Source organism: Sphingobium yanoikuyae, from assembly GCF_013001025.1.
GTDB lineage: Bacteria > Pseudomonadota > Alphaproteobacteria > Sphingomonadales > Sphingomonadaceae > Sphingobium > Sphingobium yanoikuyae_A.
The window spans coordinates 1-21,521 of sequence record NZ_CP053021.1; the positions used below are offsets into that span (position 1 = coordinate 1).

Sequence of the window (21,521 nt, forward strand, 5' to 3'; positions counted from 1 at the left end):
CAGACTCGGAAGAGCGGGGGCGCTTTTCCGAACCATCTTGTTGCGTCCGATAGTCGTGCCCTCAGGGGCATTTTTGTTGGTATTTTGGGGGCAGCATTCAATGAAGGATAATGCGGCGGTGCTTGGAATTCAGGACGGAGAGGCAGCGGCAGATATGGCCCGCCTGGAATCCGCCTGGACGACCATCCGCACCGGTCTGCGCCGCGACATCGGCGCGCGCATGTTCGACCAATGGTTGAAGCCTGCGCGCCTGGGTGACTATTGCCCCGATTCGCAGACGCTGGATCTCCATTTTGCGTCGGATTTCAGCGCGAATTTCGTTTCCGGCCAGTTTGGCGATCGCCTGCGCATGGCCTGGCGTTGTTCGGGCGCCGGCGTGCGTGAAGTGCGCCTGCGCCGTGCGCCCGATTCGTCGGGTCCGCGCCTGCTGGAGGTGAAGCGCGACGTGGCCGCAGCCGTGACGGTGCCGGCGATCGTTGCCGCTGCGCCGACCGTGGCCTGCAACTTCCAGCCGCGCCACGCCTTCGACCAGTTCGTTCCGGGTGAAACCAACCAGCTCGCCTATTCGGCGGCGCTGGCAATGGCGGGCGAGGCAGAGCCCCGCTTCACGCCGCTCTTCATCCATGGCGGCACCGGCCAGGGCAAGACGCACCTGCTGCACTCGATCGCGCGGGCCTTCTCGGCCCATTCGCCGAGCGCACCGGTGCTCTACATGTCGGCCGAACGCTTCATGGTCGAGTTCGTCAATGCGATGCGCTCGAACGAGACGATGGCCTTCAAGGCCCGCCTGCGCGCCGCGCGCCTGCTGCTGATCGACGATATCCAGTTCATCGCCGGCAAGGGCTCGACCCAGGAAGAGTTCCTCCACACGATCAACGACCTGATCGATACCGGTGCCCGCATCGTCGTGACCGCCGACCGGGCGCCGCAGATGCTGGATGGCATTGATCCGCGCATCCTGTCGCGTCTGGCGGGCGGCCTGGTGGCCGATATTCGTCCGGCGGGTCTCGACCTGCGCCTGGCGATTCTGGAAGCGCGCCGCGCCCATGCCGGCGATCCGCCGGTGCCCGATGCGGTGATCGACTTCCTTGCCCGTTCGATCCGCTCGAACGTGCGCGAACTGGAAGGCGCGTTCAACAAGCTGGTTGCCTATGGCCAGCTGACCGGTCGCTCGATCGATCTGGAATTTGCCCAGACCATGCTTGCCGATGCGGTGCGCGCCAATGTGCGTCGCCTGACCATCGACGAGATTCAGAAGGCCTGTGCCGCGCATTTCAAGATCGACCTGTCGGAAATGAAGTCGAAGCGCCGTGCGCGCGCCGTCGCGCGTCCGCGTCAGGTGGCGATGTATATCTCGAAGAAGATGACGCCGCGCTCGCTGCCGGAAATCGGCCGCACCTTTGGCGGTCGCGATCATAGCACGGTGATCCACGCGGTGCGCACGATCGAGAAGCTGCGCGAAAGCCATCCGGACATGGATGCCGACGTCCGCGCCCTGATGCGCCAGCTGGAAGGCTGACAGCAGCCCCAACCATGGCTGACTCCATGGGCTGACAGGGCAGGGTGGTTGGACTAGGCTTGACGCCATGATCCGCACCCTGGCCCTGTTCCTCCTTGCCGCGCTGGCCTCCGGCCCGCTGCTGGCCCAGTCTTCAACCCCGGTTCCGCCGCCTGTCGCTTCAAGCGATGTGCGGGTGGCGCTCGATACGAGTGCCGGGCGCATCGTGGTGGCACTGCATCCCGATAAGGCACCGGTCACGGCCGGCAATTTCCTGCGCTATGTCGATCAGAAGCGGTTCGACGGCACCGTCTTCTACCGCGCCGTCGGCGGTCCGGATTACGGCTTCATCCAGGGCGGGACACAGAATGACCCCAAGCGCGTCCTGCCGCCGATCAAGCATGAGCCCACGAGCCAGACGGGCCTCACCCATGATGACGGTGCGCTGTCGATGGCGCGTTATGCGCCGGGCAGCGCGACCGGGGATTTCTTCATCGTGCTGGGCAAGATGCCGGCCATGGACGCGCATCCCGAATCGGCCGGCGACAATCAGGGCTTTGCCGTCTTCGCCCATGTGGTCGAGGGGCTGGATATCGTGAAGGCCATCCAGGCCGGTCCGAAATCGCCCACCGCCGGCAATGGCGTGATGAAGGGGCAGATGCTGGAGCCGGTGGTGAAGATCCTGTCTGCCCGGCGCCTGCCCTGAATCATCCAGCTTAAAGGCTGCGTCGTTCCGTTGGTTCGACGGTGGGCGCGGCGGCATATCGATCCAGATATTGCGCTTCGCCCATCGGCCGGGCGAGGTGATAGCCCTGAAACAGGGTGCAGCCGATGACACGCAGCATGTCCATCTGCGCCTGCGTCTCGACCCCTTCGATCACCACTTCCATGCCAAGACCCTGAATAAGGCCGACGACCGCGCTGCAGATCGTCCGCGCCTCTGCAGAGGTCGCGATGTCGCGCACCAGGCTGCGGTCTATCTTTACCCGGTCGACCGGCAATTCGCGCAACCGGGCCAGGTTGGAATAGCCGGTGCCGAAATCGTCGATGGCGATTCGCACGCCATCCTGTCGCAGCGCGCTGAGCTGTCCCAGCACGCGCTCATCCATGTCCATCGCCAGCGATTCGGTGATTTCCAGCTCCAGCATGGCCGGCGGGGTCTGGTGCGTCGCCATGGCATGGCGCAGGCGCAGGAAGAAATCGGCCTGCGCCAGTTCGCGAGTCGAAATATTGATCGCGATTCGCTGATGCACGCCTGATCGCGCCCAGCGCGCAGCGGTCTCGCATACCCGGCTCATGACCCAGTCGCCCAGCGCGACGATCATGCCGCTTTCCTCCGCAGCTGGCACGAACGCGCCGGGCATGATGAGCGCGCGTTCGGGATGGACCCAGCGCACCAGCGCCTCGGCCGTGACCGCATGGGCCACGCCGCCATGGCTCATTTCGATCTGTGGCTGAAATTCCAGCAGGAATTCGTCGCGCTCCAGCCCCAGCAACAGGTCGCGTTCCAGTTCGGCGCGGTCCGCCGCCTCCAGTGCCAGTTCGGCGGTGAACATCTCGGCGCGGCCCCGCCCTTCATGCTTGGCATGATACATGGCGATGTCAGCCGATCGCAGCAGCGCGGACAGGCTGTCGCCATGGTCGGGGTAGCAGGCGATGCCGATCGACGCGCCCAGGTCGACATGCTGGCTGCCCAGTTCGAATCGCTCGCCCAGCGCGAACTGGATGGCCCGCGCGATGCGCGTGGCTGCCTCGCGGCTGGGCAGGGTGGGGAAGAACATGGTGAACTCGTCGCCGGCCAGGCGGCCGATCACGGCGTCGCCCAGGCCAGCGCTGACCTGCGCCATCACCACTTCGCGCAGGCGGCCCGCCACCCGCGCGAGCAACTGGTCGCCGGCTGCATGGCCCAGCGTGTCGTTGACCGCCTTGAATCCGTCCAGGTCGATGAAGAACAAGGCGGCCGGTCCCGTGCTGCTGCGTTCGACGAGTAGGCGTTCGACCTGCCGACAGAAGCTGGTGCGGTTGGCAAGGCCGGTCACCTGGTCGAACAGCGCCAGCGTCTGGACATGGTCCAGATTGGTGCGGACCTGGCTGAACAGGCTTTCCATCGCCACCGACAGGTCGGGCAGTTCCAGTCCGATCTCGGCGGGGACATGGGAATGAAGATCGCCATGAGCGGCGGCCAGCAGCCGCTCCGTCGCGGTATCGATGGCGCTTGCGGTGGCGGCGATGGTGCGCTGGGCCGATGCCCAACTCATCGTGCCGCACAGGATCGCGATGATCAGGGATCGGCCGACATCGACCAGATCGTCGGCCGCGCCATGGCCCAATAGCAGCGACAGGATGAAGACGAGCGCGCCGGCCGCACAGGCAAAGGCAGCAGCGCGGCTTTTCACTGTCACGCCCTGCATGTGCCTCCCTGCCTGCTCAAAGCCCCCGATAATCGGTGCTGCTGGATCAGGCGGATATGAAGGGCAGTGGTTAAGAAAAGGTCAGTGGCTGCGCAAATTGCGTCATTTTTTGCGGCGCAGGATCAGGTAGATGGCGCCGTCGCCGCCATGGCGGGGATGGGCGATGCGCACGCTGGCGATGCGATCGGCATAGGGGCTGGTCTCCAGCCAGTGGCCGATCTCGCCCCGGATCGCGCCGCGTCGGCTCGAATCCCCGTGGCTGCTGGTTTTTGGCGGCTTGCCGGTTACGACCAGCAGCACCCGCACATCACGGGCAACCGCCGCTGCCAGCGCCTGATTAAGCCTGACATGGGCGCCGGCCAGATTATGGCCGTGCAGGTCGATCGACATGTCGGGGGCGATGTTGCCGCTACGGATTCGCTTTTCCCAGCCAGTGTCGAGCACGGCCGCTGGCGTGCGGGCGGGGGTGATCGGCACCGCCTTGGCAGGCTGCGGCGTTAACCTTGTTTCTGGGATCGGTCCCGGAGCGACAACGGGCAGGGGCGGACGGATCAGCCCCGGCCGCAGCGGCCGGACCGAACGCGTTAATGCGCCCCAGAGCGCCTGCTCTTCAGAAGATAGGGTCCGGCGTCGCATGGCGCGCGATCACGGGCGCGCCAGCCGTGCGGCGGACCCGATCGGCAGCAATATCAGCGCGCTTCCCCGAGCGGACATGCCGCCGGCAATGCCGCGCGCGCGGTCGCCTGCCCCCCAGAAGCTGTCGAACCGGTTGGCGCCCTTGATCGCGCCGCCGGTATCCTGGGCGATCCAGATGCCATTGGGTTCGGCCCGGTCGAGCGACAGCAGGACGGGGGCGCCCAGCGGAATATATTTGGGATCGGCCGCCACCGTTGCCTCGGCCGTCACCGGTACGCCCAGCGCGCCGATCGGTCCCGCGCCGGTCAATTCACGGAAGAAGACGAAGCTCTTATTCTCGTTCATGATCGCCGCGCCCTCGGCGGGGTGGGCGCGCAGATATTGCATGATGTCCTGCATCGATCCGGCCTGGATCAGGCCACGATCCTTCATCAGCTTGCCGATGCCGGTATAGTCGCGCCCATTCTGCCCATCATAGCCGATGCGCATCACGCCGCCGTCGGGCAGGGTCAGCCGACCACTGCCCTGGACCTGCAGGAAGAAGAATTCGACCGGGTCGGCCGCCCAGGCCAGTTCCAGCCCGCGCCCCGCCAGAGATCCGTCGACGATCTGCGATCGCTCGTCGAACGGCACGAAATTACTGCCCTGCACCTTGCCGCGAATGGTGCGGCCCTTCAGGCTGTCGCTGAACAGGCCGAGGTTGACGTCGATCAGTTCCGCCGGGCGGCGATAGATCGGCACCTGATAGCCGGGCTGGCGGGTGCGCGATCCGGCGATTTCCGGCTCATAATAGCCGGTGACGAAGGCCTTGCCCTCGCCCACCTGCACCGCCTCGAAATAGCGGGAGAAAAACTCGGTGGCGGTGGCTTCGGGCCAGCTCGACGCCGCGCTGCAGGCGCTGTTCCAGTCCGATCCGCGCGTCAGGCCGCTCTGGTCGGTGCGCTTCATCAGCGTCGGACAGGAAATGCGGAAGGCCTGCAGGGCGGCGCGGGCGCGCTCACCGGACGGGATCAGGCTGGCAATGTCGGGGCCGGGCGTGACGCCCAAGCCGGCGGCATTGGCTTGATCCGTCGACAGGTCGCCCGGCGATACGGTCGGCAATTTCGGCGGCAGGGTGGGGCGGGGCGTGGCCGGAACCGGCCGGGTCGCGCCTTCGCCGCTACCGCTCGGCCGGCTTGGCGCAGGGCCGCCGGCCGATGGCGGAATGACGCCGCCCGCGCAGGCGGACAGCATCAGCGCTGCAAGCAGCGCTCCCCCCGAATGATGCAGGCTCACGCCGCCTCGTCGGTTTCGCTGAGCTTCCAGTTGGGATCCGCGCTGCGGATGTCGCGGGTGAAGGTCCAGATGTCATTGGTGCCGACAGCGTCGGTCAGCGACCCGGCGATGACATTGCCGTCCTTGTCGCGGGTGACGGCAGCAATGTCCGCCTCGAACCGCAGCGAGACTTCGGCGATACGGCCATTGACGCTGGCATCGACGATCTGTGCCTTCTCGATCCGCACCAGGCGATTGTCGAGCACATGGCCCTCCGCTTCGCGCGCCGCGATCGCTTCCTCGAAGGAACCGAGAACATCGGCGTCGCACAGCCAGGCCAGTTCGTCGCGATCACCGCGCCAGAAGGCTTCCAGCACCATCTTGTAGGCGCTCTTGGCGCCTTCGACGAATTGCGGCACGTCAAAGCTGCGATCGGCACTGATCAGCGCGCGCACGCCGGCTTCGCCAGTCGGGGTAATGAGGCCTTCGGCCAGACGAACCGAATCGCCCGTCGCTTCCGGCATCGGGCGGGGCTGCAAGCCGCCCACCTTGGCGCGTTCCTCCGCCGGACGCAGCGCAGGCTCCTGCTCATGGCCCGTCCGCTTTCCAAGAACGGAATAGAGCCGCAGTGCCAGGAAGCCGGCAATCATGGCGAGGATGACGATCACGTACACGGAGGCAAATACCCTTTGTTCGGGATGATGTTCCATCAACATAGGCATGTTTGCACGATACTTCAAATATCGGCTTGCCCTGTAAAGCGCAGCAATTGGCCGACGCTGCTTCCTGTCGGGCGGCATTGCCCTGATCTTTCGCCACTGCTAAGCGCGCGGATCGATATCGCGGGCCGTTCCGGCCCTTCGAGCAACGAACGATCAGCAAGGATTTGAGGACAATGGCCGACGAAGCCGACACCATCCAGACCAACGTGACCGGCAATGGCGCTGATACCGCGCCGCAGATCGCGCTGATCAGCCAATATGTGAAGGATCTGTCGTTCGAAAATCCGAACGCCCCGGCCGTCTATCAGTGGCAGGACCAGCCGCAGATCGACGTCCAGTTCAACATCGGTGCCGACCGCGTCGGTGACGAAGTGCTGGAAATCGCGCTGAAGATCGAAGTGAAGGCCGTCGCGCCGCAGGGCACCGCCTTTGCCGTCGAACTGGTCTATGCGGCGCTGTTCGGCATGCGCAACGTGCCCGAGGACCAGATCCAGCCCTTCATGCTGGCCGAAGCGCCGCGCCTCGTCTTCCCCTTTGCCCGCCGTGTGCTGGCCGACGCGATCCGCGACGGAGGCTTCCCGCCGCTGCTGCTCGATCCGATCGATTTCGGTGCGCTCTACCTGCAGCAGGCCGAACAGATGCAGCAGACCGCAGGCGAACCCGCCGGCCACGCCTGATTGCATCATGCTCCTGATTCCCGTTCGGGCTGAGCCTGTCGAAGCCCGAACGGCATGGAGGGCAGGCGCATGAAACTGGTGAAGGCCCTTGGCTCGGTCGGCGGGCTGACGCTCGCCAGCCGGGTGCTGGCGCTGATCCGCGATTCGCTCGCGGCCCGTTATGTCGGTGCAGGCTTTGCGTCGGACGCCTTCAACGGCGTCGCCTTCCGCCTGCCCAATATGTTCCGCGCGCTCTTTGCCGAGGGCGCCTTCTCCGCCGCCTTCATCCCGCTGTTTAACAAGAAGGCGGCCGGGCCGGGCGGCATGGCGGACGGCTATCATTTCGCCGAGCGGGCGCTGGCCGTGCTGCTGCCAGTGCTGATCCTGTTCACGATCGCCCTGCTGGCGGCGGCCTGGCCGATCACCTGGGCGCTGTCGGGCGGTTTTTCGCGCCAGAATCCGACACCGGATCAGTTCGCCTTCGCCGTCACTCTGTCGCGCATCACCATTCCCTATCTGGCGCTGATCAGCCTCGCCTCGCTGCTGGGCGGCATATTGAACTCGCTCGACAAATTCTGGGTCAATGCGGCCGCGCCGATCCTGCTCAACGTCGCGATGATCGCGGGCCTGTGGTTCTTCCACGGCGCCGACGAATATGAGACCGCACGGGTACAGGCGATGTCGGTCACCGTCGGCGGCGCGCTGCAACTGCTCTGGCTGATCTGGGCCTGCAAGCGGGCTGGCGTCTCGATGAAATTGAAGCGTCCGCGCCTCGACGCCGATGTGCGCGAGCTCCTGCGCCTGATCGTGCCCGCTGCGGCCGGCGCCGGCGCGTCGCAGATCAACCTCCTGATCTCCACCGCGCTGTCGGGCTGGCTGCTCGCCTCGGGCTCGATCACCTATATCTATTATGCCGATCGGTTGAATCAGTTGCCGCTCGGCCTGATCGGCATCGGCCTTGGCACCATCCTGCTTCCCACCATCTCGCGCATGCTCTCGAAGGGCGAGGATAAGGCGGCGATGGAGACGCAGAACCGGGGCATCGAACTGGCCCTATTCCTGACCCTGCCGGCGACCGTCGCCTTCATCACCGTGGCCGAACCGATCGTGCGTGGCCTTTTCCAATATGGCCGCTTCAGCGCGGAGGATGCGATGCGCTGCGGCTGGGCGCTCTCCGCCTTCTCGATCGGCCTGCCCAGCTATGTCCTCGTGAAGGTGCTGACGCCGGGCTATTATGCGCGCGGCGATACGAAGACGCCGGTGCGCTATGCGATGCTGTCGATCGCCATCAATATCGTCGGCAATCTCGTGATGATCCCGACGCTCGGTCATATCGGGCCGCCGCTCGCCACCGCGCTCTCCTCCACCGTCAATGTCGCGATGCTCTATCGCACCCTGGTCGCGCGTGGTCATTTCACTGCCGATCCACAACTGCGACGCCGCATCCCGCGCCTTGCCGTGGCGGCGGTCGTCATGGGCGTTGCGCTCTGGGCGGGCGAGGATCTGCTCGACTCGATGCTCTCGGGCCCGATGGTCGGCCGCTATATCGGGCTTGCCCTGCTTGTCGGCGCGGGCGTCGCGCTGTACGGGCTGGCATGCTTCGTCACCGGCGCCTATCGCCTATCCGACCTCAAGGCGCTGATGCGGCGGCGAGGCACCACATAATCAACAGAATGGATTAGAGTATGCGCGTCCTTTCCGGCATCCAGCCCACCGGCAATCTGCACCTTGGCAATTACCTTGGCGCGATCCGCAACTGGGTGAAGATGCAGGACGAGATGGATGAAGGCAGCCAGTGCTTCTTCTTCCTCGCCGACATGCACTCGATCACCGTGCATGAAGGGCGCGAACAGCGCATCCGCAACGTGCGCGACATGGCCGCCGCCCTGGTTGCCTCGGGCATCGATCCCGATCGCTCGGTCCTCTTCAACCAGGCGCGCGTGCCGGCCCATGCCGAACTCGCCTGGCTCTTGAATGGCACCGCCCGTATCGGCTGGCTCAATCGCATGACCCAGTTCAAGGACAAGGCAGGCAAGGACCGCGAGGGCGCGTCGGTCGGCCTGTTCGTCTATCCGGTGCTGCAGGCGGCCGACATCCTGCTCTATCAGGCGACGCATGTTCCCGTGGGCGAGGACCAGAAGCAGCATCTCGAGCTGTCGCGCGACATCGCCACCAAGTTCAACACCGATTTCGGCGTCGATGTCTTCACCCTGCCGGCTCCGATCATCCCCAAGGAATCGGCACGCATCATGTCGCTGCGTGACGGCACGGCGAAAATGTCCAAGTCCGATCCTTCGGACATGAGCCGCATCAACCTTACCGACGAGGATGATGCGATCATGACCAAGGTGAAGAAGGCCAAGACCGATCCCGAACCGCTGCCCGAAACGGCGGAAGGTCTGGCCGGTCGTCCGGAAGCGACCAACCTGATCGGCATCTACGCCACCCTGTCGAACAGCACGCCTGACGCGGTCTGTGCCCAGTTCGCGGGCAAGGGCTTTGGTGCGTTCAAGCCGGCGCTGGGCGAGTTGCTGGTCGAAACGCTGCGGCCGATGCGCGAGCGTTTCGTGGAACTGCGCACCGACGATGCCGCGCTCGACGCGATCCTCGACAAGGGCGCGGCCAAGGCTGCTGCTGCTGCCGAACCGACCCTGCGCGCGGCCTATGACGCCATGGGCCTGATGCGCTGAGTGATGCCCTGATGCCACAGGGGGCGGGGAAAGAGTCCATCCCCTGTGGCAGGCATACGGAATGGGCGCCGCCACTCCGTCCCTTCATTGACCGGACATGGCTTGCGTCCAATCGACGGGTTGGTGCGTTCAAACGATGTTCAGTTGCGTTTTGCTAGAGCAGGGCGCAAGAAGACTAACAGGCATCCGCCTGATTCAGGACGCGAAAAAATGAAAGCTTTCAGCAAGATCGGCCTTTTCGCAGCGCCCGCGCTGGCGTTGGTGGCCCTGTCCGGCTGCGCCACGTCGTTCAAGGCGGACGTCGCCCGTTTCCAGCAGCTCCCCGCACCCGCAGGGCAGAGCTACACGATCGTCGCCGACGATCCCAAGCTCGCCGGTGGGCTCGAATTTTCCCATTATGCCCAGATGGTCGGGCAACGCCTGACCCAGACCGGCTATGTCGCCGCAGGCGATCCGGCCAAGGCCGACCTCATCGTGCGTGTCGCCTATGATGTCGACAATGGCCGGGAGCGTGTGCGCTCCACCGGCGGCTTCGGACCGAGCCCCTATTTCGGCGGCGGCTGGGGCTATGGCCGTTGGGGCCGTCCCTGGGGCTATGGCTTCTATGATCCCTGGCTGTTCGGCGGCGCCGGCTTCAACGACGTGTCGAGCTACACCGTCTACACCAGCGATCTCAGCATGAAGATCGATCGTGCAGCCGACAATCTGCGCCTGTTCGAGGGCAAGGCCAGCGCCCAGTCGCTGTCCAACAAGCTCACATATCTGGTGCCGAACCTGATCGACGCGATGTTCACCAATTTCCCCGGTCAGAATGGCGAGGATGTGAAGATCACCCTGCCGCCCGAAAAGAAGGGCTGAGCAGTCAAGATACGGTCGGCTCCCAGCCAGACCAAATTGGCCCGGCGATCGTAACGATCGCCGGGCTTTCTTTTTGCCTGCAAGCTTTTAGGCTGATCGGCAGGGGAGCGATGCCGTCATGCATCAGGGGGAATGCACATGTCGTTGACGGTCAGGATCATGATAGCGCTGGTCGCGGGGCTGGCGTGCGGCATTGCGCTATCGGAATTTGGCGGCGCGCTGGATGCGCGCATCGTCGATATTGCCCAGCCGGTCGGCAAGGCCTGGCTCAACGGGCTCCAGATGCCGCTCATTCCGCTGATCTTCGCGCTGCTGGTCACCGGCGTCGCATCCGCAGCAACCACCGCGCGGACCAGCGGCACGGCGGCACGCACGCTGATCCTGTTTGCGCTGCTGCTCACGGCCTCGGCTGCTGTCGCCGCGTTGCTGGGCCCGTTGCTGCTGCAATTCTGGCCAGTGCCGGCTGGCGCTGCGGGGGCGCTCACCGGGGCGGGGCCGGCCAGCGAGGTGCCCGGCGTGCGCCCATCGGCCGAATGGTTGCTGGGTTTCATTCCGGCCAACCCGATCCACAGCGCGGCCGAGGGGCAGGTCGTCGCGGTCGTCCTCTTCGCCCTCGTCTTTGGCTTTGCCGTGACGCGCGTGGCGGAGGAGCGGCGCGCCGCGCTGACGGGCTTCCTCGCAGCGCTGGTCGATACGTTGCTGATCGTGGTCGGCTGGGTGCTGTGGCTCGCCCCGATCGGGGTGTTCGCCCTGGCACTGGTCGCCGGTAGCCGCTCCGGCCTCGCCACCGCCGGGGCGCTGCTCCACTATATCGCTTTCATCGTCCTCATTTGCCTGGCCGTGACGGCGCTGGTCTATCCGCTGGTGAGCCTGCTGGGCCGGATTGGGCCGGGTCGCTTCGCCCGTGCGGCCTTGCCGGCGCAGCTCATCGCCTTTTCGACGCAAAGCTCGATCGCCTCGCTGCCGGCGATGATCGCGGCGAGCGACGGCCCGCTGGCGGTGCGAGAAAGCACGCGCTCGATCGTGCTGCCGCTCGCCATCTCGCTGTTCCGCATCACCAGTCCGCCCGCCAATCTGGGCGTCGCCCTCTATGTGGCGGCGATGAACGGAGTAGCGCTCGGCCCGGTGCAGATCATGCTGGGCGTCGCGGTCGCCGCGATCGTCAGCCTGGCGGCGGTCGGCCTGCCCAGCCAGATCACCTTCTTCACCACCACCGGTCCCATTTGCCTCGCCATGGGCGTCCCGGTCGAGGCGCTACCGCTGCTGCTCGCCGTCGAAACCGTGCCGGACATTTTCCGCACCGTCGGCAATGTCACCGCCGACATGGGCGTAACTCGCATCATCGATCGACTAGGCGCGACGCCTGTTGGCTTCAATTTACGTGAAGATACGGGGAAAGATGATGCCAATTGATTGCTGCAGCAATTTTTATCATGATTTTTCATGATATTGTTCTTGCCTGCTGTCCGAGGCATCGCGAGCAGAAGCTAAGGAGTAGGAGCGAGCCATCGGTCCGGCCTTCGTCAAGTAAGGCCAAGCTACAGGCCGCCACGTAGCAAGATTACCTTTCTTTAACTGGTGTCTCTTCGTGGATCGCTCCAAACGGTGCGCCACGGAGAAATTTGATGAATCAGAAAGTCTGCTGGCCCGATACTAGCTGGTCTTATGTTGATGAATTCGGGGTCTGGTGCCCGTCCTGCTCCACGCAGATCGCAAAGGTCGAGGAACTTACGGCCGATTGGCGTGAGCCTGCGAAATGCGCATGCGGATATCCCGAAGAGGAATGATCGCGGAGCAGAGGGCAACTGCTCCCCCGTTCAGGATGTGATCATTCTCACCGGTCATGCCGGGCTTGGGCGCCCGCTCTGGACGAATTGCTTCCAGGCAGACGGTTAATCTAGCCCCGCAGCGCCCGTTCCGTGATCAGCGTGTAGATGCGGGTTAGGTCATGCAGGTCGGCGACCGCGACGGCCTCGTCCAGCTTGTGCATCGTCGCATTGTTGAGGCCGAATTCGGCGACCGGGCAGAGGCGCGAGAGGAAGCGCGCGTCGGACGTGCCGCCGGTGGTCGACAATTCGGTGTCGAGGCCCGTCACGTCGCGGATCGCATCGCTGATCAGGGTGGAGAGCGTGCCCGGCTGGGTCAGGAACGGCTCACCGCTGATCTTGGCGTCCACCGTGCCGCCCTCGCTCGCCGCGATCGCGCTGATCCGATCGATCAGCGATGCGCCGCTATGCTGGTCGTTGAAGCGGATCGAGATGCGCGCCGTCGCCGCGGCCGGGATGACATTATGCGCCGGGTTGCCGACTTCCAGGTCGGTGATCTCGATATTGCTGGGCTGGAACCAGTCGGTGCCCTCGTCCAGCACTTCGGCATCCACTTTGGCCAGGATGCGGACCAGCGCCGGGATCGGATTGTCGGCCAGGTGCGGATAGGCGACATGGCCCTGCGTGCCCGCCACCTTGATCCACATGTTGACCGAGCCGCGCCGGCCGATCTTCACCACGTCGCCCAGCCGGGCCGAGGAGGTGGGTTCGCCGACCAGGCACATGTCGGGGTGCAGGCCATGGGCGACCATCCGGTCCATCAGCGCGAGCGTGCCATAGGTGGCCGGGCCTTCCTCGTCACCGGTGATGATCAGGCTGATCGTGCCAGGCAGGCCGTCGGGCAATTCGTGCAGCGCCGCGACGAAGGCAGCGATCGCGCCCTTCATGTCGACCGCGCCGCGGCCGTAGAGCAGGTCGCCGCGCACCACCGGGGTGAAAGGATCGCTGGCCCAGCCATGGCCGGGCGGGACGACGTCGAGATGGCCGGCAAAGGCGAAATGCGGGCCGGCGCCGGTGGTGCGCCAGGCGAGCAGATTTTCGACCGGGCCGTCGGGCGCGACGCCGCTGACGAAACGGTCTACGGTGAAGCCCAGCGGGACCAGCATCGCTTCCAGTTCGGCGAACACATCGCCGACGGCCGGGGTGACGGAGGGGCAGGCGAGCAGACGCTCGGCCAGGGCCAGGGCGTCATGATTGGTGCTGGTCTTGGTCATGGGGCAGCGTTAGCGAAAGCCGTCTTTCTTGACCAGCGCAGAGGAGAGGGGCCATGCCGAAGATCGATCTCGCCGCCATTCCACAAAGCAATGCCACCGGCTATCCGGGCGATCATGCGCTGGCGGTGGCCGGTCGCTACTATCGCCGGCTGGCCCCGGCGACGGGTCTTGGCGATTTCGGCGTCAGCCACGTCGTGCTGAAACCCGGCGCAGCCTCATCGCAACGCCACTGGCATGAGGGCGAGGACGAATTTGTCGTCCTGCTGTCGGGCGAGGCGGTGCTGGTCGAGGAGGGCGGGCGCACGCCGATGGCACCGGGCGACATGGCGGCCTTTCCCAAGGGTGTGGCGGATGGCCATCATCTGCTTAACGAAAGCGATGAGGACTGCGTGTTGCTTGCCTTTGGCCGTCCGTCTGTCAGTGATTGCCATTATCCCGATATCGATCTGCACCTGTCCGGTGGGGTCTATCGCCACAAGGATGGGAGCGTTTTTGCATGATGGATCGTCGTGGGTTGCTGGCCGGAATAAGTGGTGCTGTGGTCGCGGCGGGCGTGCCCTCGGTTTCGGCAGCGGCGCCCGCCGGGCTGATCCGGCCGCCGCGCCTGCGCGAAGGGGATGTGGTCGGCCTGGTCGAGCCGGCGGGTTTCACCGATGACGCCTTCGATCTGGACCTGGTCAAGGAGACGATCCGGGCGATGGGGCTCAAGCCCAAGGCCGCGCCGCATCTGGTCGAGCGCTATGGCTATCTGGCGGGCAAGGATGCCGACCGCGCCGCCGACGTCAACGCCATGTATGCCGATCCGGAGGTGAAGGCGGTGTTCGCGGTGCGCGGCGGCTGGGGCTGCGCGCGCATGCTACCCTATCTCGATTTCAAGACGATCCGCGCCAATCCCAAGCTGTTGACCGGCTTTTCCGATATCACGGCGCTGCATCTCGCCTTTGCGGCCCGCGCCGGCTTCACCACCATCCATGGCCCCAATGCCGCCAGCGGCTGGGGCAAGCTCAGCTGGGACAGTTTTCGCGCGGTGGCGTTCGACGGGGCGACACCGACCTATGTCAATCCGGTGGGGACGGAGGATAGGCTGGTGCCGCGCAGCGGCCGCATCCGCACCTTTGGCAGCGGCAAGGCGAGCGGGCGGCTGCTGGGTGGCAATCTCACAGTGCTGACGGCGCTGATGGGCACGCCCTGGTTGCCCGATTTCACCGGCGCGATCCTGTTCGTGGAGGAAACCAACGAGGCGGAATATCGCATCGACCGGATGCTGACCCAATTGTCGCTGGCGGGCATATTGCCAAAGCTCGCCGGATTCGTCTTCGGCCAATGCACCAGTTGCACGGCCACCGGCGTGTCCTATGGCGGCTTCACCCTGTCGGAAGTGCTGGAGCAGCATCTGGCGCCGCTCGGCATCCCCGCTTTCCAGGGCGCGCTGTTCGGCCATATCGCCAACCAGTTCAGCCTGCCGGTCGGCGCCCGCGCCGAAATCGACGCGGACGCGGGTACGATCCGGTTGTTGGAGCCGGCTGTCAGTTAGAGCCTGATCGTTTGAGCTGGAAGCGCTCCGCGCTTCCAGCGATGGCGTGAATCAGGCTCTATTCCTTTGTTGCGGGCTTGGCGCCGTCCAGCGAGGCGACGGTGCCATTGCCGATCGGCTCGCCTTTCATCCCCTCTGCAACCTTCTCGGCCGCCGCCATGACGCGCAGCACATTCTCGCCGGCCAGCTTGGCGATGTCGGCATCGCTCCAGCCGCGGCGCATCAGTTCGGCCAGCAGCGCGGGATAGGTGGCGACGCTGCCCAGCCCCTGGGGCAGCGATCCCACGCCGTCGAAATCGCTGCCGATGCCGACATGGTCGACGCCCGCAACCTTGGCGATATGGTCGATATGGTCGGCGACCATCGACAGGGTGACGACCGGTTCGGGATTGGCCTTTTCCCATTCCGCCAGCGCCTTCTTCGCGCCCTCGGGATCACCGATATAAAGGCCGCCAAAGGGCGGGGCGTTATAGCGGGCCATTTCCGCGCTGCGCGCCGCGCTCCAGACCCGGCGGGCCTCCGACACATATTGCGGCGCGAAATTGACCATGACCACGCCGCCATTGGCCGCGACCTGCTGCAGGATCGCGTCGGACACGTTGCGCGGTGTGTTGCACAGGGCGCGCGCGCTGGAATGGGAGAAGATGACTGGTGCCTTGCTGATCTTCAGTGCGTCCAGCATCACGCCTTCGCTGACATGGGCGAGGTCGACCAGCATGCCCAGGCGGTTGAGTTCATGCACCACCGCCTCGCCGAACGGGGTGAGGCCGTCATGCTGGGGATTGTCGGTGGCGCTGTCGGCCCAGGCGATGGTCCGGCTGTGGGTCAGCGTCAGATAGCCGGCGCCAAGGTCGTGATAGGCGCGCAGCACGGCCAGGCTGCCGTCGATCTGGCCGCCGCCTTCGACCCCGATCATCGACGCGATCCGTCCGGCCTTGTGCGCGGCGCGGACCTCGGCAGCGGTGGTGGCGAGGGTGAAGTCCTGCGGGTAGCGGCGGGCGAGGCTGTGGACCAGTTCGATCTGCTCGACCGTATCCTTCACCTGCTGCAGTTCGGGCAGGTCGGCCGACACCCAGACGGACCAGAATTGCCCGCCCATCTGTCCGGCCCGCAGGCGGGTGATGTCGGTATGATATTGGCTGGGATCGAGCCGGTCGAGCGGCATGGTCCAGCGGGCGTCCCCGGCCTTGCCGGCCATCGCTTCGGGCCAGTCATTATGGCCGTCGATCAGCGGGGTGGCCTTCAGCACCTTGGCGATTCGCGCGGCATAGGGATCGGATGCGGGCGCGGCCGAGGCGGCGAAGGGGAGGGCGACGGGGGCGAGGAGCAGCGGCAGGGCTGCGAGGCGGAGGGATATCATGGCGCGGGAGACTAGGGGGGCGACGGATCAAGTCAATCGCGGCTGGCGGGCGGGTACGACATTGGCTAGACCCTTGAATCGATGACGATCGATCCGCTGTTGCTGCTTCAGGCCTATGCCATCGGCGTGTTCCCGATGTCCGATGACCGGCAGGCCGACGATGTCTATTGGGTCGAGCCCAAAAGGCGGGCGATCCTGCCGCTCCATGGCCTTCACCTGTCACGTTCGCTGTCAAAGACGATCCGGCAGGACAGGTTTCGCGTCACCGCCAACCGCGCCTTTGCCGGCATCGTCGCCCTATGTGCGGAAGCCGCGCCCGATCGTCCGTCGACCTGGATCAATGGCCCGATCGAGCGCGCCTATCGCCATCTCCACGAACTGGGCTTTGCCCATTCGATCGAATGCTGGGACGGGGATGAACTGGTCGGCGGCCTCTATGGCGTGGCGCTGGGTGGCGCCTTTTTCGGCGAGTCCATGGTGTCGCGCCGCACCGACGCGTCAAAGGTGGCGCTGGCCTGGCTGATGGCGCGGATGCGCTTTGGCGGCTTCAGCCTGCTCGACTGCCAGTTCATGACCGATCATCTGCGCAGCATGGGCGCGCAGGAAATCAGCCAGCGCGACTATCTTCAGTTGTTGGGCGTTGCCGTCGGCGACGTGCCGCTGGGAGCGGGCGACGCGGTGCTGTCGGCCGGTTCGGGCGCGGCGGCCGAACTGGCGTTTGCACCGCTGGCCGGCGATGCGGCAGCAGGCACCTTGCCCTTGTCGCCCAGCTTGACCGTGGCAGGACCGCTTTCGGGCCATTCCATCGTGCAGCTCTTGACCCAGACGTCATAGACCGGGTGCTGGACGACATTGCGGTCGGGCCGTTCGCGGAACAGCCAGCCGGAAAAATTGCGGCGCCACTTGCCGTCGGAACTGCTGCGCACGTCCAGCTGCACGAAGGCGCCGGTTTCCTGCACATTTTCCCACGGAGCCGTGGTCTCGCACGCCTGCAGGCGGACGATGGCGTCGCCGACGCGCAGCGCCTCGCCGGGCTTCATCGTCAGGTCGCGGGTCAGGCCGTTGCGCTTGTTGAGCAGGCCGATCACGGCGGTGCGCTCGGCCATCGGCGTGCCGGACAGGCTGGCCTCGTCCGCGTTGCGGATAGGCTGGCCTTCGATCTTTACCGGCCCGCTCTGATTCGCTTCTGGCGCATCATTGCGACCGCAGGCCGCCAGCAGCGCGCACCCCAGAAGCGGCGCGCCAAGCAGGATCGGCGGGAATCCCCCCGCCGGACGCCGAATCATGCCGCGTCGGGGCTCCATGCCTCGTAATCGCCTGTCGCCTTCTGGCGCTGGCCGCCCTTTTCGAGCGCACCCGAGGGACGATAGGCGTTGGCGGTGCCGGTCGCGTTGGGGGTGAATTCCTTTTCCCAGATGCGCGGCGGCGGCAGGAAGCTTTCGGGCGTGCCCTCGATCGAGTGGTGCAGCCAGCCATGCCATTCGGCCGGCACGCGGCTCGAATCATTGGCGCCGTTATACATCACCCAGCGGCGCGTCAGGCCGTTCGGATCAACGCCGCCTTCATAATAGACATTGCCCTGATGGTCCTCGCCCACTTTCGTACCCTTGCGAGCCGTGAAGAGCCAGGTGCCGAAGGTGGCGCCATTCCACCAGGTGAAGATGTTTGCCAGGATACCCATGGCCGATGCGCTTAGCCGCTGGGATTGACGTGGGCAAGGACGATATGGCCCTAACGGGCGGTTGTCGGGCAGAAATCGAGGTCGATCGCGCTCTTGCCATCGGTTGTTGCGCATTTGCCCCAGGATAGGCGGTCGCCTTCCTTGATCCCCAGTTCCGCGGCGCGGCCGCCGCGCAGTTCCAGCACCGCCACCACCGGCACGCCGGCGGACACCGGCTCGCGCGAATATGGGGCGACATTGGCGCCGATGAAGGCGATCGTGCCGTCCGTATGGATGAACAGCATGTCGAGCGGGATGATCGTGTTCTTCATCCAGAAGCTGGCGGTGCGCGGCGGCTCCATCGGGAACAGCATGCCCTTGTCGGCATCCAGCGCCTTGCGGAACATCAACCCCTGTTCCTGCTCCGCCTCGGTCCGGGCGACTTCCACGTCGAAGCGATGTACCCCCTTCGCCGTGTGGATGACGAGGGGGAGCAGCGCGCCCTGCGGTGCGGCGGCTTGGACATTGCCGCTGTCATTTGCAGCATCGGCGCCGGCATCGGGCTTGGCAGAGCAGGCCAGGAGCAGCGCGGGCAGGGCGGCGGCGAAAAGCAGTCGGGTAAGGATCATGCAATCCTGCCTAGCGGGTTTCGGGGAGGTGCGGGAGAGAATTAACCCTCAATCCTCCGCTTCGGGGAAGTCGCCGGGTGCTGCATCGACCCAGCGCCGGGCCAAGGCATAATCATGGCCGGCGCGCAGGAAGGCGGCGATCGCCTTTTCCCGTCCCTTGGGATCGGGCGCCTGCATTGCATAGGGGCCGATCCGCTTGCGTCGGGCGAATCGGTCGGCTGCCGCCCAGCGATCGGCCTGTGCCTGGGCATCGGCGGCGCCACGATCGGCCTCCTCTATGCCGGCGGCGCGCAGCGTTTCGGTGATGCGGCGGGCGCCATAGCCGCGCCGGCTAAGGGCGGCGCTCTTCATCAGGGCAAAGCTGCTGTCGTCGACATAGCCCAGTTCTGCAAAGCGGGCGACCAGCGCTTCGGGATCGGCTGGCGCTTCCCCGCCCCATCCGCGCTCGCGCAATTTGCGCGCAAGATAGGCGAGCAGCTTGCCGCGGCTGGTCGCGAACCGGCCGGCATAGCGCAGCGCCAATTCGCGCAATGCGTCTTCGTCCAGGGGTGGGGGCGGGCGTTTGCTGGTCATGACCGGTCGTGCATTGTGCGCCATCATGCGCTAAGCGCCATCTTTATGCCACAGTCGGGCCGGAATTTTACCGCGCCTTATGGTCTAGAAGCACAGGCTGGATTGAAACTATCCGGTGCAAGTCGACGTCAAAACTGATAGCGGCCGCCGGAATATGACAGATATGACATTGGGTGACACCAATATGACGGGTTCGCAGATTATGATGGCACCTACGCCGACCAACGATGTTCTTCCGCGCCGATTCTCCGATTTCGAGACGTTGGGCGAAGCGTTGGATTATGCGGCGCAGGGCAAGCGCGGTCTCAATTTCCATGATGCGCGCGGCAATCTGGCGCGGCCCTATCCGTTCAGCGAACTGCGCGCGGACGCGATCGCCTGTGCCCATCGCCTGATCGCCCATGGCGTGAAGCCCGAGGACCGCGTCGCCCTGGTCGCCGAAACCGGCGCCGACTTCGCCATGCTGTTCTTCGGCATCGTCTATGCCGGCGCCTGGCCGGTGCCGCTGCCGCTGCCGACCAGCTTTGGCGGCAAGGAAAGCTATATCGACCAGCTCAATGTCCAGTTGTCGAGCTGTGACCCGATGCTGTTCCTCTACCCCAAGGAACTGGAGGACATGGCGGGCGAATCCGGTCGCCAGAAGTCGGTCGAGAGCATCGCCTTCGAGGATTTCATCGCCCGCGAGGCGGTCCCCTGCGACCTGCCGCAGGCCAAGGGCGAGGAAATCGCCTATCTGCAATATTCGAGCGGTTCGACCCGCTTCCCCCATGGCGTCGCCGTGACGCACCATGCGCTGCTGTCCAACCTGTCGGCGCACAGCCATGGCATGGAAGTGCAGGAAAGCGATCGCTGCATCAGCTGGCTGCCCTGGTATCATGACATGGGCCTGGTCGGCTGCTTCCTGTCGGTCGTCGCCAATCAGGTGTCGACCGACTATATGAAGACCGAGGATTTCGCCCGCCGCCCGCTGGCCTGGCTGGATCTCATCAGCCGCAATGAAGGCACCTCGATCAGCTATTCGCCGACCTTCGGCTACGACATCTGCGCGCGTCGCATGTCGAGCCAGACCAAGGCGGCCGACCGTTTCGACCTGTCGCGCTGGCGACTGGCCGGCAACGGTGCCGACATGATTCGCCCCGACGTGATGCAGAGCTTCGTCGATGCGTTCGGCGATGCCGGCTTCAGCCCCAAGGCGTTCCTGCCGAGCTATGGCCTGGCCGAAGCCACCCTGGCGGTGACCATCATGCCGCCGGGCGAAGGCATCATCGTCGAACTGGTCGAGGAAACCGACCTGTCGGGCGGTGCCGCACCGGAAGGCCGTCCGCAGCGTTTCCGCTCGATCGTCAATTGCGGCAAGCCCGCCAAGGACATGATTGTCGAGATCCGCGACGAGGATGGCGGCCTGATGAACGAGCGCCAGATCGGCAAGGTTTGGACCACCGGCCCCTCGCTGATGGTCGGCTATTTCCGCGATCCCGAAGCGACCGAGGCCTGCATGGCGGATGGCTGGTTGGACACGGGCGACATGGGCTATCTGTCCGATGGCTATCTCTACATTGTCGGCCGCGCCAAGGACATGATCATCATCAACGGCAAGAATCACTGGCCCCAGGATATCGAATGGGCCGTGGAACAGCTGCCGGGCTTCAAGCAGGGCGACATTGCCGCCTTCGCGATCACCACGCCGGGCGGCGAGGAAGCGCCGGCGGTGCTGGTCCATTGCCGCACCTCCGACAATGAGGAGCGTTCGCGTCTGCGCGACCAGATTCGCGAGCGGGTTCGCGCCATCACCGGCATGAACTGCGTCGTCGAACTGGTGCCGCCGCGCACCCTGCCGCGCACCAGTTCCGGCAAGCTCAGTCGATCCAAGGCACGCAACCTCTATCTGACCGGCGAGATCCGTCCTTACGATATCGCTGCCTGATCAGGCGACGCATACCGATTGATAACCATTGCCTGCTAGGCCGGGCATGTGGGTATCGAGCAAGGGCAATCCGAAA

Annotated in this window: 20 protein-coding genes and 1 pseudogene; 11 read left to right on the plus strand and 10 right to left on the minus strand. The window is 65.2% G+C overall.

Features of this window, described 5'->3' with window-relative positions:
• Window positions 1-100: 100 nt before the first annotated feature.
• Together dnaA and HH800_RS00010 are read left to right on the plus strand one after the other, a co-directional pair.
• Window positions 101-1,519, plus strand: a complete 1,419-nt coding sequence (gene dnaA, locus HH800_RS00005) for a chromosomal replication initiator protein DnaA (RefSeq protein WP_169859723.1) — start codon at window positions 101-103, stop codon at window positions 1,517-1,519.
• 67 nt (window positions 1,520-1,586) lie between these two features.
• Window positions 1,587-2,204, plus strand: coding sequence for a peptidylprolyl isomerase (locus HH800_RS00010; RefSeq protein WP_169859724.1), 618 nt, complete (start codon window positions 1,587-1,589; stop codon window positions 2,202-2,204).
• 10 nt (window positions 2,205-2,214) lie between these two features.
• Here HH800_RS00010 and HH800_RS00015 read toward each other — a convergent pair whose 3' ends face one another.
• From HH800_RS00015 to HH800_RS00030, 4 genes are all read right to left on the minus strand, one after another.
• Window positions 2,215-3,909, minus strand: coding sequence for a putative bifunctional diguanylate cyclase/phosphodiesterase (locus HH800_RS00015; RefSeq protein WP_169859725.1), 1,695 nt, complete (start codon window positions 3,907-3,909; stop codon window positions 2,215-2,217).
• Between the two features lie 102 nt (window positions 3,910-4,011).
• A complete protein-coding gene (locus HH800_RS00020; RefSeq protein WP_169859726.1) occupies window positions 4,012-4,545 on the minus strand; it encodes a Smr/MutS family protein in 534 nt (177 codons plus the stop codon).
• A gap of 9 nt (window positions 4,546-4,554) precedes the next feature.
• The gene (locus HH800_RS00025; RefSeq protein ID WP_169859727.1) at window positions 4,555-5,820 is read right to left on the minus strand and encodes a murein transglycosylase A; all 1,266 of its coding nucleotides are present in this window, start codon (window positions 5,818-5,820) and stop codon (window positions 4,555-4,557) included.
• On the minus strand, window positions 5,817-6,473 hold the full coding sequence (locus tag HH800_RS00030; RefSeq protein WP_026109117.1) for a Tim44/TimA family putative adaptor protein: 657 nt from the start codon (window positions 6,471-6,473) through the stop codon (window positions 5,817-5,819). The genes HH800_RS00025 and HH800_RS00030 overlap by 4 nt, the downstream gene beginning before the upstream one ends.
• Window positions 6,474-6,694: 221 nt before the next feature.
• Between HH800_RS00030 and secB the strand changes: the two genes are divergently transcribed.
• The 5 genes from secB to HH800_RS00055 all read left to right on the plus strand — a co-directional run bounded on the left by secB (window position 6,695) and on the right by HH800_RS00055 (window position 12,138).
• Window positions 6,695-7,198 (plus strand): protein-export chaperone SecB, encoded by a 504-nt coding sequence (secB, locus tag HH800_RS00035; protein WP_004210332.1) that lies wholly within the window; start codon window positions 6,695-6,697, stop codon window positions 7,196-7,198.
• A gap of 69 nt (window positions 7,199-7,267) precedes the next feature.
• Entirely contained in the window at window positions 7,268-8,842 is a 1,575-nt protein-coding gene (gene murJ / locus HH800_RS00040; RefSeq protein ID WP_169859728.1) for a murein biosynthesis integral membrane protein MurJ, read from the plus strand.
• Between the two features lie 20 nt (window positions 8,843-8,862).
• Window positions 8,863-9,867, plus strand: a complete 1,005-nt coding sequence (gene trpS / locus HH800_RS00045; RefSeq protein ID WP_037506191.1) for a tryptophan--tRNA ligase — start codon at window positions 8,863-8,865, stop codon at window positions 9,865-9,867.
• Window positions 9,868-10,077: 210 nt separating this feature from the next.
• On the plus strand, window positions 10,078-10,725 hold the full coding sequence (locus tag HH800_RS00050) for a DUF4136 domain-containing protein (protein ID WP_004210337.1): 648 nt from the start codon (window positions 10,078-10,080) through the stop codon (window positions 10,723-10,725).
• Between the two features lie 138 nt (window positions 10,726-10,863).
• Window positions 10,864-12,138 (plus strand): dicarboxylate/amino acid:cation symporter, encoded by a 1,275-nt coding sequence (locus HH800_RS00055; RefSeq protein WP_169859730.1) that lies wholly within the window; start codon window positions 10,864-10,866, stop codon window positions 12,136-12,138.
• 484 nt (window positions 12,139-12,622) lie between these two features.
• Here HH800_RS00055 and dapE read toward each other — a convergent pair whose 3' ends face one another.
• Window positions 12,623-13,765: a succinyl-diaminopimelate desuccinylase gene (gene dapE, locus HH800_RS00060; protein WP_169859731.1), complete on the minus strand. Its 1,143-nt coding sequence runs from the start codon at window positions 13,763-13,765 to the stop codon at window positions 12,623-12,625.
• 53 nt (window positions 13,766-13,818) lie between these two features.
• On the opposite strand from dapE, the gene HH800_RS00065 reads away from it, so the two are divergent.
• The gene (locus HH800_RS00065; RefSeq protein ID WP_010335647.1) at window positions 13,819-14,265 is read left to right on the plus strand and encodes a cupin domain-containing protein; all 447 of its coding nucleotides are present in this window, start codon (window positions 13,819-13,821) and stop codon (window positions 14,263-14,265) included.
• Window positions 14,262-15,299: a S66 peptidase family protein gene (locus HH800_RS00070; RefSeq protein ID WP_004210342.1), complete on the plus strand. Its 1,038-nt coding sequence runs from the start codon at window positions 14,262-14,264 to the stop codon at window positions 15,297-15,299. The genes HH800_RS00065 and HH800_RS00070 overlap by 4 nt, the downstream gene beginning before the upstream one ends.
• A gap of 58 nt (window positions 15,300-15,357) precedes the next feature.
• Here HH800_RS00070 and HH800_RS00075 read toward each other — a convergent pair whose 3' ends face one another.
• On the minus strand, window positions 15,358-16,659 hold the full coding sequence (locus HH800_RS00075; protein WP_169859733.1) for a dipeptidase: 1,302 nt from the start codon (window positions 16,657-16,659) through the stop codon (window positions 15,358-15,360).
• A gap of 81 nt (window positions 16,660-16,740) precedes the next feature.
• Here HH800_RS00075 and aat point away from each other — a divergent pair, with 81 nt between their 5' ends.
• The gene (gene aat / locus HH800_RS28945) at window positions 16,741-17,493 is read left to right on the plus strand and encodes a leucyl/phenylalanyl-tRNA--protein transferase (RefSeq protein ID WP_169859734.1); all 753 of its coding nucleotides are present in this window, start codon (window positions 16,741-16,743) and stop codon (window positions 17,491-17,493) included.
• Between the two features lie 35 nt (window positions 17,494-17,528).
• On the opposite strand, the pseudogene HH800_RS29435 reads toward aat, so the two are convergent.
• The 4 genes and pseudogenes from HH800_RS29435 to HH800_RS00100 form a co-directional block, all read right to left on the minus strand.
• Window positions 17,529-17,963: pseudogene (locus tag HH800_RS29435) on the minus strand (DUF2155 domain-containing protein); the annotation flags it as partial.
• The gene (locus HH800_RS00090; protein ID WP_004210347.1) at window positions 17,942-18,340 is read right to left on the minus strand and encodes an NADH:ubiquinone oxidoreductase subunit NDUFA12; all 399 of its coding nucleotides are present in this window, start codon (window positions 18,338-18,340) and stop codon (window positions 17,942-17,944) included. The pseudogene HH800_RS29435 and the gene HH800_RS00090, both read right to left, overlap by 22 nt.
• A 50-nt stretch (window positions 18,341-18,390) precedes the next feature.
• Window positions 18,391-18,948, minus strand: coding sequence for a DUF192 domain-containing protein (locus tag HH800_RS00095; protein ID WP_010335653.1), 558 nt, complete (start codon window positions 18,946-18,948; stop codon window positions 18,391-18,393).
• A 48-nt stretch (window positions 18,949-18,996) separates the two neighbouring features.
• A complete protein-coding gene (locus HH800_RS00100) occupies window positions 18,997-19,521 on the minus strand; it encodes a regulatory protein RecX (protein WP_169859736.1) in 525 nt (174 codons plus the stop codon).
• Window positions 19,522-19,684: 163 nt separating this feature from the next.
• Here HH800_RS00100 and HH800_RS00105 point away from each other — a divergent pair, with 163 nt between their 5' ends.
• Window positions 19,685-21,445 carry a fatty acyl-AMP ligase gene (locus tag HH800_RS00105; protein ID WP_169863148.1) on the plus strand — a complete coding sequence of 587 codons (1,761 nt, stop codon included), beginning with the start codon at window positions 19,685-19,687 and terminating at the stop codon, window positions 21,443-21,445.
• The last annotated feature ends 76 nt before the right edge of the window (window positions 21,446-21,521 follow it).